This is a genomic window from Dictyobacter alpinus (assembly GCF_003967575.1).
Taxonomy (GTDB): Bacteria; Chloroflexota; Ktedonobacteria; order Ktedonobacterales; family Ktedonobacteraceae; genus Dictyobacter; species Dictyobacter alpinus.
Genome location: NZ_BIFT01000001.1, coordinates 5,384,840 through 5,400,753 on the forward strand (window position 1 = coordinate 5,384,840; position 15,914 = coordinate 5,400,753).

Annotated in this window: 12 protein-coding genes; 5 read left to right on the top strand and 7 right to left on the bottom strand. The window is 52.8% G+C overall.

The genetic code is table 11. From position 1 onward, the window contains the following. Positions 1–147: 147 nt before the first annotated feature. The 3 genes from EL633_RS21280 to EL633_RS21290 all read right to left on the bottom strand — a co-directional run bounded on the left by EL633_RS21280 (position 148) and on the right by EL633_RS21290 (position 5,180). Positions 148–1,506, bottom strand: coding sequence for a TolB-like translocation protein (locus EL633_RS21280; protein ID WP_126629127.1), 1,359 nt, complete (start codon positions 1,504–1,506; stop codon positions 148–150). Positions 1,507–1,829: 323 nt separating this feature from the next. Then, the gene (locus EL633_RS21285) at positions 1,830–3,683 is read right to left on the bottom strand and encodes a beta-galactosidase (RefSeq protein ID WP_161982303.1); all 1,854 of its coding nucleotides are present in this window, start codon (positions 3,681–3,683) and stop codon (positions 1,830–1,832) included. Between the two features lie 219 nt (positions 3,684–3,902). Beyond that, entirely contained in the window at positions 3,903–5,180 is a 1,278-nt protein-coding gene (locus EL633_RS21290; protein WP_161982304.1) for an MFS transporter, read from the bottom strand. 392 nt (positions 5,181–5,572) lie between these two features. On the opposite strand from EL633_RS21290, the gene EL633_RS21295 reads away from it, so the two are divergent. Next, positions 5,573–5,983, top strand: coding sequence for a TraR/DksA family transcriptional regulator (locus EL633_RS21295; protein ID WP_218027531.1), 411 nt, complete (start codon positions 5,573–5,575; stop codon positions 5,981–5,983). 233 nt (positions 5,984–6,216) lie between these two features. Next, positions 6,217–8,154: a hypothetical protein gene (locus EL633_RS21300; RefSeq protein ID WP_126629130.1), complete on the top strand. Its 1,938-nt coding sequence runs from the start codon at positions 6,217–6,219 to the stop codon at positions 8,152–8,154. 58 nt (positions 8,155–8,212) lie between these two features. Here the strand turns inward: EL633_RS21300 and EL633_RS21305 are convergent, their stop codons facing one another. From EL633_RS21305 to EL633_RS21320, 4 genes are all read right to left on the bottom strand, one after another. After that, positions 8,213–8,752, bottom strand: coding sequence for a carboxymuconolactone decarboxylase family protein (locus EL633_RS21305; RefSeq protein ID WP_126629131.1), 540 nt, complete (start codon positions 8,750–8,752; stop codon positions 8,213–8,215). Beyond that, on the bottom strand, positions 8,733–9,092 hold the full coding sequence (locus EL633_RS21310) for a carboxymuconolactone decarboxylase family protein (protein WP_126629132.1): 360 nt from the start codon (positions 9,090–9,092) through the stop codon (positions 8,733–8,735). The genes EL633_RS21305 and EL633_RS21310 overlap by 20 nt, the downstream gene beginning before the upstream one ends. A gap of 120 nt (positions 9,093–9,212) precedes the next feature. Next, positions 9,213–10,154 carry a LipP1 family hormone-sensitive lipase gene (lipP1, locus tag EL633_RS21315; RefSeq protein ID WP_126629133.1) on the bottom strand — a complete coding sequence of 314 codons (942 nt, stop codon included), beginning with the start codon at positions 10,152–10,154 and terminating at the stop codon, positions 9,213–9,215. Between the two features lie 69 nt (positions 10,155–10,223). Next, positions 10,224–11,201 (bottom strand): LacI family DNA-binding transcriptional regulator, encoded by a 978-nt coding sequence (locus EL633_RS21320; protein ID WP_161982305.1) that lies wholly within the window; start codon positions 11,199–11,201, stop codon positions 10,224–10,226. A 385-nt stretch (positions 11,202–11,586) separates the two neighbouring features. Between EL633_RS21320 and iscB the strand changes: the two genes are divergently transcribed. From iscB to EL633_RS21335, 3 genes are read left to right on the top strand one after another with little or no spacing between them, the layout of a single operon-like run. Further along, on the top strand, positions 11,587–12,882 hold the full coding sequence (gene iscB / locus EL633_RS21325) for an RNA-guided endonuclease IscB (protein ID WP_126629135.1): 1,296 nt from the start codon (positions 11,587–11,589) through the stop codon (positions 12,880–12,882). A 33-nt stretch (positions 12,883–12,915) separates the two neighbouring features. After that, positions 12,916–14,418, top strand: coding sequence for an MDR family MFS transporter (locus EL633_RS21330; RefSeq protein WP_126629136.1), 1,503 nt, complete (start codon positions 12,916–12,918; stop codon positions 14,416–14,418). A gap of 53 nt (positions 14,419–14,471) precedes the next feature. After that, positions 14,472–15,689 (top strand): leucine-rich repeat domain-containing protein, encoded by a 1,218-nt coding sequence (locus tag EL633_RS21335; protein ID WP_126629137.1) that lies wholly within the window; start codon positions 14,472–14,474, stop codon positions 15,687–15,689. Positions 15,690–15,914 lie beyond the last annotated feature (225 nt).

A 15,914-nucleotide genomic window follows, 5' to 3' on the forward strand; every position in this document is an offset into this window, starting at 1 on the left:
CTATGTACCTTTAGCATAGCACATTTCGCAAACAAAGTACGTTTTGCCTGCGCTATTGCCGCTATTATTTGAGGAAATTGCCCTGGTTGTGGCGCGAGGCTTCAGTCTCGCGCCACAACCAGGGAAAAGGTCGCGATCATATTCTTGCTATGCGGCGGTCCAGCCAACGATGCGCGTTTCTATGTCGTCTGAGATCTTCGTGGTGGTAGGTGAGCCGCCAGCGAGCTTACCGATGACAAGCATATTTGTGCTGTTGGTAAAGGCTAGGAGCGCGTAGTACTTGCCGTCGTGCAAAACGTTTGCATAACCTTTTCTTGCGCCATATCCCTCATATGCATACTCTGCTGCCTTTGCGCTCGTGATCAGTTTTAGCGCGGTCCCATTGCTATTGATTTGATAGAATTGCGCCAGCTTTGTCTTCACATCGTTGACGATGAACAGGACCATGTGGCCGCTCGGTGTACTTGCAAGCACCATCTGGTTGCTAGATGATGCAGTGAATATGTTATGTAGCGATGTACCATTAACCGCTGCTACACCCACCCCTGGTTGCGTTGGATCTAGGGGATTGCTTGGGCCCATACTACAAATGAGCTGCGTGTGATCGGCGGTTATATCGTAATTATAACAGCTGCCTTGCTTTAATGCTGCCGTGAGCGATTTCACGTTGTTGCTCTGTTGCTCGACCGGTTTGTTGATATCGAGTAACTGATAAAGATTATTGGGGAATGCACCCCCACCGGATGGAACTACGGCTGCACTCTGCAAGTAGAGGCTACTATTGCCCGCCCATTTAAAGGGAATATATCCCGTGATCGGAGGCTTTCCTGACTGTGGCATCAAAAGCTGGCTGTAATAATGAATATTAGCCTGGGGCTGCTGACTACTGGCTTGTGTGCTCGTGTCACCTATTGCTTGTGGTTGTATCGGTACGCCTGGATAACCAGGTTGTAATGATGAGAGCAGCGCCTGTACTTTTCCCGTGCTCATATCCAGTTTATTCAATGTAAAGGTCTGTGTATTTGGATTCACCTCGCTGAAAACCAGAGAATGCTGGTTGGGGGAGAGCAGCGCGCTGCTCAGAAAATTATCACTTGTTGAGCAGTAGAGTGTTTGCGCATATGCTCCATCTATCCGGACGAGTTTGATGGCGTTTTCTAAATCGCTTGTGGACTGGGTAACGATAATCCAGTGACCATCGGGCGAGACATTCGCGTTCACATTGTCGTTTTCGGTGAATGTGAGGAGCTTCTTCTTATTGCCTGTTTGTGTGTCATATTCGCTCAATACAGTTTTTGCGTGATCTTGCCATAGATAGGCTACATCCTGATGTTGTGGACTGGTGAGTGCCGGCATGACTGCCGCGCGTCCACGTTCCTGTCCAGGACAATTTGTCGTTGTTACAAATGTTGTGTTGCTCGCGGTTGCATTGGCATTAATGTTACATGCGCTTATAAGTACAGCTATAAGCATAAGTACGGTGCCGAAAAGAGTTTTAGGGTGCATGATATTTCCCCTTTTTGTATTGGTATGGGTAAACATAGAATGTATAGGTTGAGTATGGCTTGTTTTGGGCTGTGTTTCTATGTTATCTGCACATCATTTGCTCATCATCTGCATGATATCTGGCTTTTTTTGAGGGAAGATGAGCTAATGGTGGGTGTGGAATCTATTGCATACGCCTCGCGCTTACAGCGCTCACTTGTTTTGTAAGAGGAGCATAGAGCGTGGCGGTCGCGACCGCCACGCTCTATGCTCCTCTTACAAAAGGGGGAAAAAGGACGGCTGGCAAGCCCACCCTTGCCAACCGTCCCTGGGATGGTGTGTATTTAGTATTGGAGGACCTTTTCTGGTGTGAGTATGGGATCTTTGGTGCAGAGGTAGATTTCGCCGGCGGTTGAGCCGATGAGGGATGCGTGCAGGTGGCGCTGGTTTGAGGGGTTGACGTATTCGGTAAGGGCGATGGCCTGGGAGGTTGTCCAGCCATCGAAGATTCCGGGTGAGACGTCCCAGTTCTGGCCGTTGTCGCTGGAGCGTAGCAGCAGGATTTCGGATTGTTGATCTCCGACAACTGCCAGGTAGAGTTTGCCGTCGTGGCTGGTGATGCCTACGGGGAAGTGGGTATGCCAGTTGTCCGCTCCACCCATGACCTGGCTGTAGGAGTAGGTCTGGTTGGCGATTGAGTATTTGATCAGCCAGATACTCGAGTCATGGTAACCAACGACGGTCATGTAGATATCGCCGTTATGGACTGCAATGTCGATGGGCTGTTGCGTTTGCCAATCGCCCAGAACGTGTGAGGATGAGAAGGTGGCACCATTGTCGTTGGAGGCGAGGAGCAGGACCTCGTTGCTCAGGTTGCCAACCATGGTCACATACAGTATGCCGTTGAGGCTGGCCATGTTCATCTGTCGTGGTGTTTGCCAGTCACCCATTATCTGTGTGGTCTTCCAACTGTATCCATCATTCTGTGACGAGAGGAGCCAGGCCTGATCGTTATCTCCGACGATGGTCATGAATAATTGTCCATTATGACTGGCCAACCCGACAGGATCCATGGTGATCCAGTTGGCATCGGGCACACGGCTCGTGTTCCAGGTCTGACCGTCATTGGCGCTAGAGAAGAGCCAGATGCCCGAGTCATGTCCGACAACCGTCATGAAAAGTTTGCTGTTATGCTGAACAATATCTGTGGCATGATTTGTGCTCCACTCGGGATTGACACGTGAGAGCATCGAGAAGCGTTTGGTTTCCCAGTTGATATGGCGGAAAATGCTGTCATCATGATGATAGATAACCTGCTCATACCACCACTCAAGTCCCCACATCAGGACTGTGCGATATCCTTGTCCGATATGTTGATCCATGAGCCAGCGAATATCCTCGGGCGTGGTCATGTTGCCCCATGGCTCGGCCTGACTCTCGGCCACGATGGCTTTCTTACCCATATTGATGGCCCGCTTGATATATTCCGTTGGCAGATACTGACAACGATTCTGAAAATCGATTTGTCGACCATCAACCGTCGCATAGATATCGAGTCCCAGGATGTCCGCGATATTGAGCGCATTTTTGACCGCATAATCGCCATCAAGCCCCCATGGCTGACTACTGAAGGTCTGATTCTCGGACCAACAATTAATGATCAAGGGACGGCTATCCAGGCTACGAATCCTGGCCGCCTCTTCCGCCACAAAATCGGCGCCGATGAACCAGCGTCCTTCGCCGGCTCGATCCATCGGCTCATTTTCTACCTGCCAGGCCTTGATCACCGCGCGCCCACGATAGCGCTCCACGGTTTTAGCGATAAAGTCTAGCACCTTAATTCTCAGACTGACATCCTTTGAAATCTCGCTATTCTTCTCAGGTGGGTTGGGGAGCGCCCAGGTAGGAATATAGTATTCCGGCCATCTCGGAGCCTTCATACCCACCGAAAGCACAATATTGTAGCGACCCTTATTCTCGATGGCATCAATGACCTCATCCAATTCATCCCAGACATACTGATTTGCCGCTGGCTGTATATACGCCCAGTAGGCCCCGATGCGCAGAAAATTAAAATCCTCTGGGAGCGCATCCTGCATATAGTCAAGACAATCGCGCCAGTTCAAATGCTTCTCTGTGAAGGATGGCACGCTAAAGGTGGCACCGTAGAGGGTTTTATCAAAAAACGAATCATCCATTGCGTTATTTCTCCTTATGGTTGATATCGACGCTATACTACACGACATGCCAATCGAGTACAGTTTGTGTTTATATATGGAAACGACACGGTGAGGCGCACTCCCATGACTGGTTGCGTGCAAGACATAATCAGAAGAAAAGGGCATATCCTTTTCTTCTGATTGCAGTATATATGAGCTCTAAAACAGCTCGCATTTATGTAATGGTGGTGTGTCAGGTTAGACCAGCGTAGGTTCAGGGACGGCCGGAACTTCCTGTGTGATGGTGACGTTGGGCATGCGTAGGAAGATCAGGGCGGTGAGGATAAAGGTAGCCCCTGCAATGTCGAGCAGGGGAACAATCCCGAGCAGGCCGGTGAGGGCGCTGGCGATACCCATGCCGATCAGGACGAGGAGCGAGAGCGTGGTGTTATAAGATCCGAAGACACGGCCAAGATAACTGCCGTCGATGCTTTGCTGGATCAGGGTCTGCGCGGTAACCATGGCTAGCACGAAGCAGAGGCCGATCAGAGCCATCAAACCCAGTGCGAAAATGAAGTTGGGGGTATTAACGAGTCCAATGAAGAGGATGCCACTCAGGCTAAAGGTGAGCGGGATCAGGATACGTGGCGGCACCCGCATGCTAAGTGGTTTGTTGATCAATGAGCCGAGGAGTGTGCCGATGCCCTGCGCCGACAGGATCCAGCCGAGCGTGCTGGCATCGCCGTGCAGGACGACTTTGGCGAAGCCGACCAGCAGTACTTCGATGATACCCTCGCCGATCATCATGACGCCTATGCCGATAAAGATGGTCAATACAAGCCGATTATGAAGGACGATGCGCAGGCCGTCCACCAGTTCCTGCCAGATCTTGCCCCAGGCGGCCAGCGCTGCCGTGGACTGTACTGCGGCCTCGACTGGCTCTTCCTCGTTGGTCGCGGGCGTGACCAATGGTTGCATGACCAGCAAGAAGATCAGCAGGGCAGAGAGCAGATAAGAGGTACTATCCAGAGCGATGATGCTGTTAATGCCGAAGAAGGCATAGAGGGCACCACCAATCGTGGGACCGATCAGGCGTGTGATGGCCTCGCTCAGAGAATCCAGCGAATTGGCGGCCAGCAGTTGTGCGGGTTTGACGATCTGTGGTAGCAGTGCACTTTTGGCCGGCAGAAAGAACTGTGATACCGCCGATTCCAGTAATGCTACAGCATAGATCAGCCAGAGCCATGCAACCGAGTGAACCAGCAAGAGCAGCAGAAGAATTCCAGCCCGTAGCAAGTCCGTTACAATCATAATCGTGCGGCGATTCCAGCGATCCGCGAACACGCCAGCCAGCGAACCCAGTAGCAGACGTGGCACCGAGACCGCGATAAACATCCCACCCGTCGCCAGAATCGAGTGGGTTAGATCAAAAATGTAGAAAGGAAGCGCCAGCACCAGTAGCCAATCCCCCATAATTGAGATGAATTGTCCAGACCATAACAAGGCAAAGTTTCGATTGCGTAATACAGCCAGCATCACCATATCTCCTTTTAATACATAGAGGTACTTTGCATGATTTTATCTATTTGTATCTTTTTTACTTGTGAATATATTACATTGTATTGGCATATTTTGTCAATACAATGGCAATTTAAATCATTTAAGTGAAGATATTTTGCTGTAATAATAATTTGTGCTTATAAATTGGTAATCTTTTTCATGGGAATGGTGTAAAATAATAGTGGATAGATGCCTCTAGGATGGAGTCAGGTTGTGATTATGCGGAATGTGAGGCAGAAGAGCGGTGAGCTACGTATATAGTACAGAGCATATATGCGTACCGGCAATGCCTGGTAAATTGAGAGGTTTGTGCAGGGCGTGGGTCGGGTACGTGGGATGATAGATGAAGAAAGGATAGCAAGAAAACCATGGCGATAGATACAAAAAAAATGCAGAAGCGCCTGGAGGATATACGCCAGGAATTAGAGGGTAATCTGAAGGACCTGACGCAGCCCAGCGCTGCCGACTATTTGACAGATCCGGCCAACGATGATTATCAGGATATCGAAGACGAGGCCGTAGACGAGCAGCAGGAGCAACAGGATCAAGCCGTCAAGTTTAACGAGCAGACAAAGCTAGACGAGGTTAATGCTGCTTTGAAGCGCATCGAGGATGGCACCTATGGCCATTGTATTGTCTGTGGTAAAGTGATACCTGAAAAGCGCCTGGAAGCCATCCCCTGGGCTCCCCGCTGTATCGAGGATGAAGAGGCCTTCGAGCAAAGCCTGATCCGTGAGGATGAAATGGTCCAGGATGGAGAGAACACACGTTTCTCCTGATGATGTTGGCTGGTACGAACAATTATGGGGTGGTGGAACCATTTCCACCACCCCATAATTGTTCGTACGCATTACCAGGGATATATTCTTTGTCTATACGCTGATTCCGGATGTAATAATAACAAAGATCGACATACTCCAAAATCATCTTGACGCGCCTCGTTCTGTCCTCTACAATGAATACTTATCAATCTGCAAATATTTAGCAAGCATGTAGGGGAGAATGAGCGGGTATGGGGTACGAAATGCAGCCCTCGTTTTTGAGGCGCAGAATATTGGTGGCGGCGGCTCCTGATGATCTGCAAGCGATTGCACTGGTTAAGACGATGCGTAGCCTGGGTTTAACGGTGATGATGGCCGCAACGGTTGGTCTGGCAGCCCAGGCGGATGAAGTGGCGGCCTGCGTGGTCATTCTGCATCCAGACAAGTGGCGTGGCACACCACCGATCATTACCGCGATGCGTCAGAATCCACGCTATATGATCCCGGTGCTTGAAGAGCCAATGATCCTGCCCAGGGCCCGCTGGGCCACCGAGCCATTCTACCTGACCGAGGCTCCCCTGGAAACTGCTAAGGCGCTGGTCGCGCTGATTCGCCAGCACCTACAGAACGTTCTGGAGCAAGAGCAAGCCATCATTCGTCAGCAGGACCAGTTGCATCCCTGGTTGCGCTATACTGATCCCTGTGTCCCAGTCATCCAGCCGCCTAAGAAGCCGGTGCGCACGATGCTCCACTACCTCCTGCTGAGCTGGCCACTGGCCTTTGTGCTCTGCGTCAGCTTCCTGGCCTACTACTTTTTTCAGCTGAACGCGACCATCAATACCCAGGCCGTGAACACGACGACCATGGTGACTACCACCTGGCGGGACCACCCCTATCTCGCGCCTGTACCCGGCGCGCAATGCGATCCAGGCGGCGCGGATTGGGTGATTCCTGATGCTACGACCTCTGAATCCTCTGTGGTGGGTAGAGCCACCCCTACACCCCACTTGAAACAGGATAACTCTACTATCTCGACTTGCCAGCAAGACGGGGTCCTGTTGACCCGGCGGGACCATTATGATGCATTTGCCAGCATGGTCTTTGCCAGTAAGGGACTGCCACTACCGCAGCATTACACCACCCAGATTACCGCCACTCCCATTAATACCAGTCCTGCGGCGGTCTTCAAGCTGGGGATTCGTGATCAGGCGAGCTCTGACCTGAGCAGAACCGGTTATGGCAATGAGGTACTGCAGCTAGGCGTCAACGGTGCGTGGGAGCTTGTGCGCTATAGTGCTGGTACTAACACCGTCGAAAAGCGCTATGCCCGTGGTTTTGTCAAGCCGGCCCAGGACTACAAACTCAGCGCCGATAGTAACGGACCCGTGATGACCTTCTCTATCAACGACCAGTATGTCGCGACTATCATTGACGCGACCTATCACGATAGCTATGGAATCTCATTCGGCCTGCGTGATCCAGAGGCACACACGCCGCCCAGCGCCCTCTTCTCCCATTTCTCCTATATACCACTCCCCATAAGCTATGCGGGTACCCCTGAAGCCAGTGGGAGCGCCACAGCGCAGGCCATCAAGGACGGTGTGGCCGCCATACCCTACAGCGCCAGTGTACCCGGAGCCTCCTGTGATCCCGGGACCGCGCAATGGCAGCCGACCAGCGTGGCCGAGCAGCATATCAGCACACGTTGTCAGAGCAACGGACTCAGCGTCATGCAGAAGAAAGGCAGCAGTGTGCCGGGTCGTATTCCTTTCTATGGACAGGATGGTAATTTCTCAACCAACTACCGGCTCCAGGTCGCCCTGGACCTCAAACGCTCCAATAATAGCTGGGCCGGCCTGACAACACGCATGAGCGGGGTTGGACTGGCTGGCTACGCCTGCGTCATCCGCAGCGATGGTAACTGGCGTATGCTGCGCTACGATAGCAGTGGTGGTGAGTACCAACTAGCCGCCGGCCATGTTGCGCGTCACACCAGCTACATCATGGAGACCGTCAGCGATGGCGAGACCCAGAGCCTGAGCATCAACGGCGTACGCGTAGCCGCGATCCAGGATAGTAGCTTCATTACTACCGACCACGTCGAGCTCATCGTCCAGCCCGATAGCAAGCACACGGGTAGCACCACCGTCTTCTCCAACTTCGTCTTCACTCCCCAGCCGTCATCTTGATAATGTTCGAGGAACTCAGGCAGGTCTTCCTGAGTTCCTCGGGCTTGAGAAGCGGCTTTTAGTGGTAGCCGTGGGTGAGTAGTCTCTCGGCGGAGCGCGAGAAGCCTTCGGCGGACGGGATAGCTACATCGAGGGCGTCGGCCAGGCGGGAAATGATGTTGAAGCCCGCACAGATCAGTAGTGCGTCCTGAATAGCCTGCGCGCTGACACCAGTTGCGAGCACAGGTAGCATATCTTCAGAAGAGAGCACGTTGGGAGAGAGGGTAACCTTTTCCAGCAGACCGAGAGTGGCCCGTAGCTGTTCAGGAATGGGGGCGGTGCGCCAATCACTATTCACGGCCGCGACCGGATCAGCACCGAGCTCCTTAGACGCAACTGCGCCATGGGCACCCGTTCAATACCTGCATTGCAGGCGCGAAGATGTAAAGGAAGCAAACAACTCGCGCTCCCCCACGCTCCATTCTGATTCCCCGCGTAACGCCTCTTGCAGACACGTCGCGAAATGTTCTCCAAAATACTCAGGCTGATAGGCCAGGATGCGGACCAGATCCGACGCCGGCTGACCTTTGAGTATCTGCTCAACGCTCTTCAGGCGCATGTGTAGCTCCTTCCAGGGCCGCCAGCCCCCGTGTAAGACACAGATCGCCAGCGCCAAAGGCCACACTCACCGTGATCTCAAAGATGGCCTGTTCCGTATAGCCATGGGCACGCAAGCGCTCCACATCTTGATCCATAACTTTATAGGCATGGGTGACCACTTTTGTCGTATAGTCTTTTAACTCGGCAGGTAGCGCCTCATCCAGTGACTCGCCCGGCGTACGCAAAAGGTGATCCGGTTGCCGCGCCAATAGCTGACGTAAAGCCGCAGAGGTCTCCCCAGGACCTGAGAGCAGAGCATCCTTTAAACGCTGAAAGGATTGCGGAGACTGATCGTGCATCGTATCATTCCTGTTCTCGCTAAAGAAAATAAATAATGCAAGTAGTCTTTTTTTTGCTTCATACAGGATAATCGATAATCGATGTATTGGCAAGCTAGTTACTGTTGCTGATGGTTGCAGCTATGTTGCAAATGCCGCTGCGAGAGCGCTGGTGATCTCTTTGAGTGCAACCTTGCTGCGATCGAAGATGGTAAACATACGGAAGAAGCTATGGATCATACCCTGGTAGCGTGTGAGCTGCACCGGGACGCCTGCCTCCTGTAGCCTTTGGGCATAGAGTTCGGCCTCGTCGCGGACCGTATCGTATTCGGCCGTAATGATCAGTACGGGTGGTAGTTTGCTTAAATCTGTGGCACGCAATGGAGATGCATAAGGATGCGTTGCATGCTCTTTACGGTCGATATATTGGTCCCATAGCCAGCTCATTTCTGCTTTTGTTAGTCCATAGCCAGCGGCATATGTTGTGTAGGAAGGGGTTCCTGGTTCGTAGTAGTCGGTTTCGCCATAAATGATAACCTGGAAGCAGAGCTCGGGTCCATGCTGGTCGCGGGCCATCAAGGTTACCACTGCGGCTAAATTACCGCCGGCACTATCGCCGCCAACTGCTATGCGCTGTGGATCTCCATTAAATTCGTGGGCATGGTCCGCCACCCACTGTGTTGCTGCATAGCAATCCTCGGGTGCGGCAGGAAACTTGTGCTCTGGCGCCAGGCGATAGCCAACCGATACGACGATACAGGGAGTATGGCGGGCGATGGCGCGACACACGGGATCGCTGGCCTCAATACTGCCAAACACCCAGCCACCTGGATGAAAATACAGCAGCACTGGAAATGGGCCGCTACCCTCTGGTGTATAGATACGGAGGGGAATGGCGCTGGCCGGACCGACGATCGTGTGATCTGTGATCTTAGCCACCGCTTCAGGTTCACCTGCTTGCTCAATATCTCGCTGCTGTGATTGGAGGCGCTGTTGTGCGAGCGGTAGGTCTGGTGCGGGCTCAGCGGCATCGATGATCGCCATGTCGCGTAGATAGGTGGCTACCTGCGGATCAAGAGTCATTGTGTACTCCTCTAACTAACTAGCTGGCATGAGAACTGTCTGGACATTTAGTTACAGTTTGAACGGTTCTCAGGCTGAGTCGCGTACAATCAGTTTCAGGGATGGCTGGGGAACCTGCCTGGTTGCTTCACCGCGACTGGCGGACAGGATGTTTTCGACCAGGGCATCCAGGGATTGCTGGCCGTCAAAGTACATGGTCGTGAGCGCTGGAATGCTGAACTGGGCCAGCGGAATATTGTCAAAGCCAATCACTGCTGCTTCTTTAGGAATACTGATGCCTTCATCGGTGAGGGCCGCCAGGACCGCGAAGGCGACCTCGTCGTTGTAGCAGCAGATTCCATAAGGGCCAGGCTGGTGGGACAGCAGATTTTGGATGGCTGCGCGGGCGGCTGGACGTGAGGCGGGCACGACAAAAACTGGCGCGGATGGCAGGCCATGTCCGGTGCATCCCTGGCGCACACCATTCAGGCGAGCCTGTACCACGAACTGTACATCTTGTCGTTCGGGTGCTGCAAACACAATATGGCGTTGACTTTGTTTGACCAGATAGTCAACCTGTGTTTTTCCTGATAGTTGCTGCATTGCCTGATTATTCATGCCGGACAGGACTGGTACCTGGAATTGTTGCAGGAAGCTAGCGATCGCAGGATCCTTCTCATTGCCATAGGAGACGATCACACTGGGCGTTACATTGGCGGAAGGATGGATTTTGGAGGCCAGTTGCTGGACCCCTACATAGCTGATCAGGGTAAAACCATATTCGACCAGCCGCGTCTCCAGTTCTTTGAGCCCTAGTGCCAGGCCTGGATCCACCTGCTCAAACGGCAAGACCGCCAGCACAATCTGGCTATGTCCTGCTCGCAGGACACGCGCAGGCGTAAACGGACGATAGCCAAGCTTCTCGGCCTCTCTAATGACGCGTTTGCGTGTCTCTTCCGGAATACTCTGTCGAGGATCATTATTCAAGACATAACTTACCGTAGCCCGCGAAACCCCGCTGGCCTTCGCCACATCGTTGCTGGTGATTCGTTGCTGTCCTTTATCCATTGCATGTGTCCATCCGTTTTCCCTTGACATTCATCTGTGCCTCAAGTATACTGTACTTACACGTGTAAGTCAAATCTTTTTTTGTAGCGGTCTTACTTACACGTGTAAGTAAGACCGCTACGATATACATAGAAAGGAGCGGCCGGTCAGGAACCCCACGCATAAATGCGGGGGCTTGCTCCGGTAAGCCCAGACCTGACCAGTCTCAGTTTTGAAACAGAAACTCCGTTCGGAGTGAAATAGGTACGTCGGGGTGCTTTCCAGCCCCGACCTCTACGGCCACTGATTAAACAGGAGTACAGGGTGAATCCAGTGTCATTGGCGTTAAACCACGCACGAACATTGACGAGGAAAACCACATTACCTACGAAAGTAGAGGCTCTTTATGAGCAAGGTTTTTGTTGTTGATACGAACTCCCAACCACTTGATCCCGTCCATCCTGCAAGAGCACGCATCCTTCTCCATGGGGGAAAAGCGTCAGTCTTTCGTATGTATCCGTTTACGATTATCTTGAAGACCGAAGTTCTTGAACCAGAAGTACAACCGTTGCGCATCAAACTGGATCCCGGTAGTCGAACCACAGGCATTGCTCTTGTCAATGATGCTTCAGCAGAGGTGGTCTTCGCTGCTGAACTTGATCACCGTGGACAGACGGTAAAAGCATCTCTCGATGATCGCCGTGCCGTTCGCAGATCAAGGCGGCAACGAAAAACGCGGTATCGCAAAGCTCGATGGCAGAACCGAACACGCGCTCAGGGATGGTTCCCACCGTCACTTGAGAGTCGCCTTGCGAATGTGCTCACGTGGGTCAACCGTCTCTCATGGTATGCGCCTATCTCAGCGATCAGTATGGAATTGGTACGATTTGACATGCAACTGATGGAGAATCCCGAAGTGTCAGGGGTGGAGTATCAGCAAGGCTCCCTGGCTGGCTACGAGATCAGAGAATACGTGCTCGAAAAGTGGCAACGGGCTTGTGCCTATTGCGAAGCAAAAGATGTTCCCTTACAAATAGAGCACATCCATCCACGAGCAAAAGGAGGAACCAATCGCGTGAGCAACCTGTGTCTGGCTTGTGAGAAGTGCAACACAGCGAAAGGAACGCAGGATATTGCGGTTTTCCTCAAGAAGAAACCAGAGGTGTTGAAAAAGATCCAGGCCCAGGCAAAAAAGCCGCTCAAGGATGCGACGGCGGTAAACAGTACACGATGGAAACTCTTTGAACGACTCAAGGCGACAGGATTGCCAGTAGAATGCGGTTCTGGCGGTCTGACCAGGTACAACCGAACGACGCGCAACCTCCCAAAGACGCACTGGCTTGATGCAGCAAACGTCGGAACGAGTACCCCTGTAGTTTTGATAACCAAGGGGATCAAACCATTGAAGATCAAAGCGACAGGGCATGGTAGGCGAAAAATGTGTGTGACGGACGCTGACGGGTTTCCAAAGCACCATAAAGAGCGCAAGTCATCATACATGGGGTACAGGACAGGCGATATGGTCAAGGCGATTACCCCGAAGGGCACCTATTGGGGGCGAATTGCCATCCGCCATCGTCCATCGTTTCGTCTGGGTAAAACCGACGTTCACCCCAAATATATGCGCCGTTTGCATCGGGCAGACGGCTATGAGTATACATATGAGACGAAAGGAGTGCGTGATGCTCCTCCCCATGGGTGAACCGAGGGGTCCCCGCATCACGCGAATTTAAAGATGGCTTCCAGTTCGCGTTTGCCTGTACGTATCGAGTATAAGTGGTGGGTCACGATTGCTGTTACATTAGGGATGTTTATGAGTTTGATGGATTCCACGATTGTTAACGTGGCGATCCCGCAGATGCAAAATGCTTTTGGTGCTAATCTGCAAGCTGTGCAGTGGGTGGTCACCATTTATATGTTGACTCAGGCAGCGGTGATACCTGTGGCTCCATATTTGAGTATCACCTTTGGCGGTAAGCGCGCCTATGTCTGGACCTTGAGTGCGTTTCTGCTGGGTTCATTGTTGTGTGGGCTGGCCTGGGATCTGCCTTCGCTCATCTTTTTCCGCTTTATTCAGGGCATTGGCGGTGGTATCTTATTGCCGATGGTGATGACCCTCCAATATCAAGCCTTTCCTCCAGAAGAGCGAGGTACAGCGGCCAGCGTTACCGGACTGGCCTTGATGGTTGCGCCGGCCTTTGGTCCTGTGCTGGGTGGTTATCTGGTTGGCTCGTTTGGCTGGCAATGGGCCTTCTTTATTAATGTGCCCCTTGGTATTATCGCCGTTGTGATGGCACAGAAGCTCCTGCGCGACACGTCCGCGCAACCAGGAACCCGCTTTGATGCCCTCGGTTTTATTACTGCTGCCGGCGGTAGCGCCACACTGTTGTATGCCATCTCTTCTGTTACCAATGGTGGCAACCCGCTCTGGAATATTCTGTGCTTTATCACTGGAATCATCCTGTTAAGCGCGTTCGCGTTGATCGAGCTCTCCAAAGTCCGGCATGGACAGCAGCCGCTGCTAGACCTGCGACGCTTCGGTGATCGTGCCTTTGGCTTTAGCGTCCTGGCTCTCGTTTTCGTCGCCTTTATTCGCTTTGGCATCCTATTCCTTATTCCCATCTACCTGCAAAACCTCCATCAGCAGAGCGCCTTCCAGGCCGGCATCATCCAGGCGGCACAGGCAATAAGCACCCTGGCCATCCTCCCGATTGGCGGGCGACTCGCGGACAAACTGGGCCCGCGTCCAGTTGTACTGGCTGGCCTGATCCTGTTGACCGCTAGCGCCGCGCTGATGGTAACCCTGGCCTTAGATACCGCCATCTGGATGATTATCGGCATCCTGCTCCTGTCAGGTGGTGCCAACGCCCTTGTCCAGCAGATACCGGTGGCCGCCATGTCGCGTATCGAGAAAGATGAGCACAAAGAAGTCGCCAACGGCTCAACCCTGGTAACGGTCCTGCACGCCACGGCCGCCCCGATGGGAGTCGCCATCCTGGCCAGTGTCGTCCAGGTACGCAGCCAGCACTACCTGACCAGCCTGTCTCTCCAGGGACTCAGCGGAGAACTTCTCCAGCATCAGAGTACCCTGTTGGGGATGCATGAAAGCTTTCTGCTGGCGGCTGCTCTGGCCGTGGTGGCCTTCATCGTCATGTGTCTTGTGCCGCGTAACAGAAAGAGCCAGCGCCAGCCTGAGCAACAGGAACAAACACTATTAGAAGAAGAAATGGCCATTTAACGTTCCTGCATTTTCTGCTACAATAGTGGAAAACAGCAAAGGATGTTCTAAGTATGTCTTTGAATGAGAGAGACGCCATCGCAGACCTGGAGCGTGCCCTACGCAAGGCGGCCATGCTCCAGGATGGTCAGGCCTTACCAGTCTGGTCGCCCACTAGCATGGAAGAAGCCGGACAGACAGGTGGGATAATGGTTGAGGACGGTGTTGTGCGTGGACTCTGGCTACGCTACTGTGGACTGACCTCTTTGCCTGCATCACTGAGCAATTTGCGGCACGTGAAGAAGCTCTGGCTGGATGCCAACCGGCTAACGGTCCTGCCAGCATGGATAGGGGATCTACACGAGCTGGAAGAGCTCCATCTTGATAACAATCAGCTTGCCAGTCTGCCCGCCGCGCTCTGGCAACTACCAAAGCTCAAAGTCGTATCCTTGTATGGCAACCAGTTGATCACATTATCGGTAGAGATAGGCCAGCTCACAGGACTTGAATATCTCAGTGTAGGCAAAAATCAACTCAAAGAGCTGCCCGCAGAACTCTGGCAGTTGCGTGCGTTACAATCCTTAAATATCGCGGAAAACCAGCTGACCGTCATCTCAGAAAGCATTGGAGAACTAGGTCAGCTCCATACTCTGGATATCGCGCATAATCAGCTGAACGAGCTACCAGAGCGGCTGGGAGCGTTAACACAGCTCACTCACTACCTTTATCTCAGCAATAACCGGCTGACCCGGTTACCAACCAGCCTCTTTGAGCGGCTTAGACAGTTGCGCTATCTCAATATCACCGACAACCAGCTGACCGAGCTACCAGCCAGCATAGGCCAGCTCAGTAGTTTACAGGAGCTCCGGCTCTACAACAACCGGCTGGAAACTTTACCGGAATCCCTGGGATCATTGACACAGCTGCAGGAGCTCCATCTGATGAACAATCGCCTGACCAGACTTCCAGACGCGTTGGGCCAGCTCACCAACCTGCGCGAACTTCGTATAGCCAATAACCATTTGGAGACACTGCCTGCGTCGCTTGGCAGGTTATCCCAGCTGGAAGTCCTGGACTTACGCAATAACCGTGTTAAAGTGTTGCCTGAAAGTAGCGGTCAGCTTGAACAACTGCGGCAACTGGACCTCAGGGCCAATTGGTTGGTCACGCTACCAACCAGCTTGAGCCGCTTAACCAGACTTGAAAAGCTCGACCTGCGCTGGCTCAAGCTGGCCGTGTATCCCGCCTGGCTCGAACAACTTGAGCAGTATGGATGCCGTGTGCTCCGTTAGTCCAGATTTTGGCACGAGGTTGGCTTGTTGCGGTTTCCCGTGCTTTCAGCCGTCATTCAGACAGGGGAACCGCATGGAGGTATGTACAAGGACGAGTGCAATGGTGGCGGCAGGGATACTGGGTCCCACCTTAAGGGTGGGACGAATTGCCCGCTGAGGGGCAATGCTACGGGGGGTACGGGGGGATGGGCGTTGATCACCGCTTTTGGGGTTGAGGAAAAGAAG

What these genes read in the sequence shown, in the direction of transcription:
- EL633_RS21280 (WP_126629127.1), bottom strand. Translation starts at nt 1,506, where the DNA reads ATGCACCCTAAAACTCTTTTCGGCACCGTACTTATGCTTATAGCTGTA.
- EL633_RS21285 (WP_161982303.1), bottom strand. Translation starts at nt 3,683, where the DNA reads ATGGATGATTCGTTTTTTGATAAAACCCTCTACGGTGCCACCTTTAGC.
- EL633_RS21290 (WP_161982304.1), bottom strand. Translation starts at nt 5,180, where the DNA reads ATGCTGGCTGTATTACGCAATCGAAACTTTGCCTTGTTATGGTCTGGA.
- EL633_RS21295 (WP_218027531.1), top strand. Translation starts at nt 5,573, where the DNA reads ATGGCGATAGATACAAAAAAAATGCAGAAGCGCCTGGAGGATATACGC.
- EL633_RS21300 (WP_126629130.1), top strand. Translation starts at nt 6,217, where the DNA reads ATGGGGTACGAAATGCAGCCCTCGTTTTTGAGGCGCAGAATATTGGTG.
- EL633_RS21310 (WP_126629132.1), bottom strand. Translation starts at nt 9,092, where the DNA reads ATGCACGATCAGTCTCCGCAATCCTTTCAGCGTTTAAAGGATGCTCTG.
- lipP1 (WP_126629133.1), bottom strand. Translation starts at nt 10,154, where the DNA reads ATGACTCTTGATCCGCAGGTAGCCACCTATCTACGCGACATGGCGATC.
- EL633_RS21320 (WP_161982305.1), bottom strand. Translation starts at nt 11,201, where the DNA reads ATGGATAAAGGACAGCAACGAATCACCAGCAACGATGTGGCGAAGGCC.
- iscB (WP_126629135.1), top strand. Translation starts at nt 11,587, where the DNA reads ATGAGCAAGGTTTTTGTTGTTGATACGAACTCCCAACCACTTGATCCC.
- EL633_RS21330 (WP_126629136.1), top strand. Translation starts at nt 12,916, where the DNA reads ATGGCTTCCAGTTCGCGTTTGCCTGTACGTATCGAGTATAAGTGGTGG.
- EL633_RS21335 (WP_126629137.1), top strand. Translation starts at nt 14,472, where the DNA reads ATGTCTTTGAATGAGAGAGACGCCATCGCAGACCTGGAGCGTGCCCTA.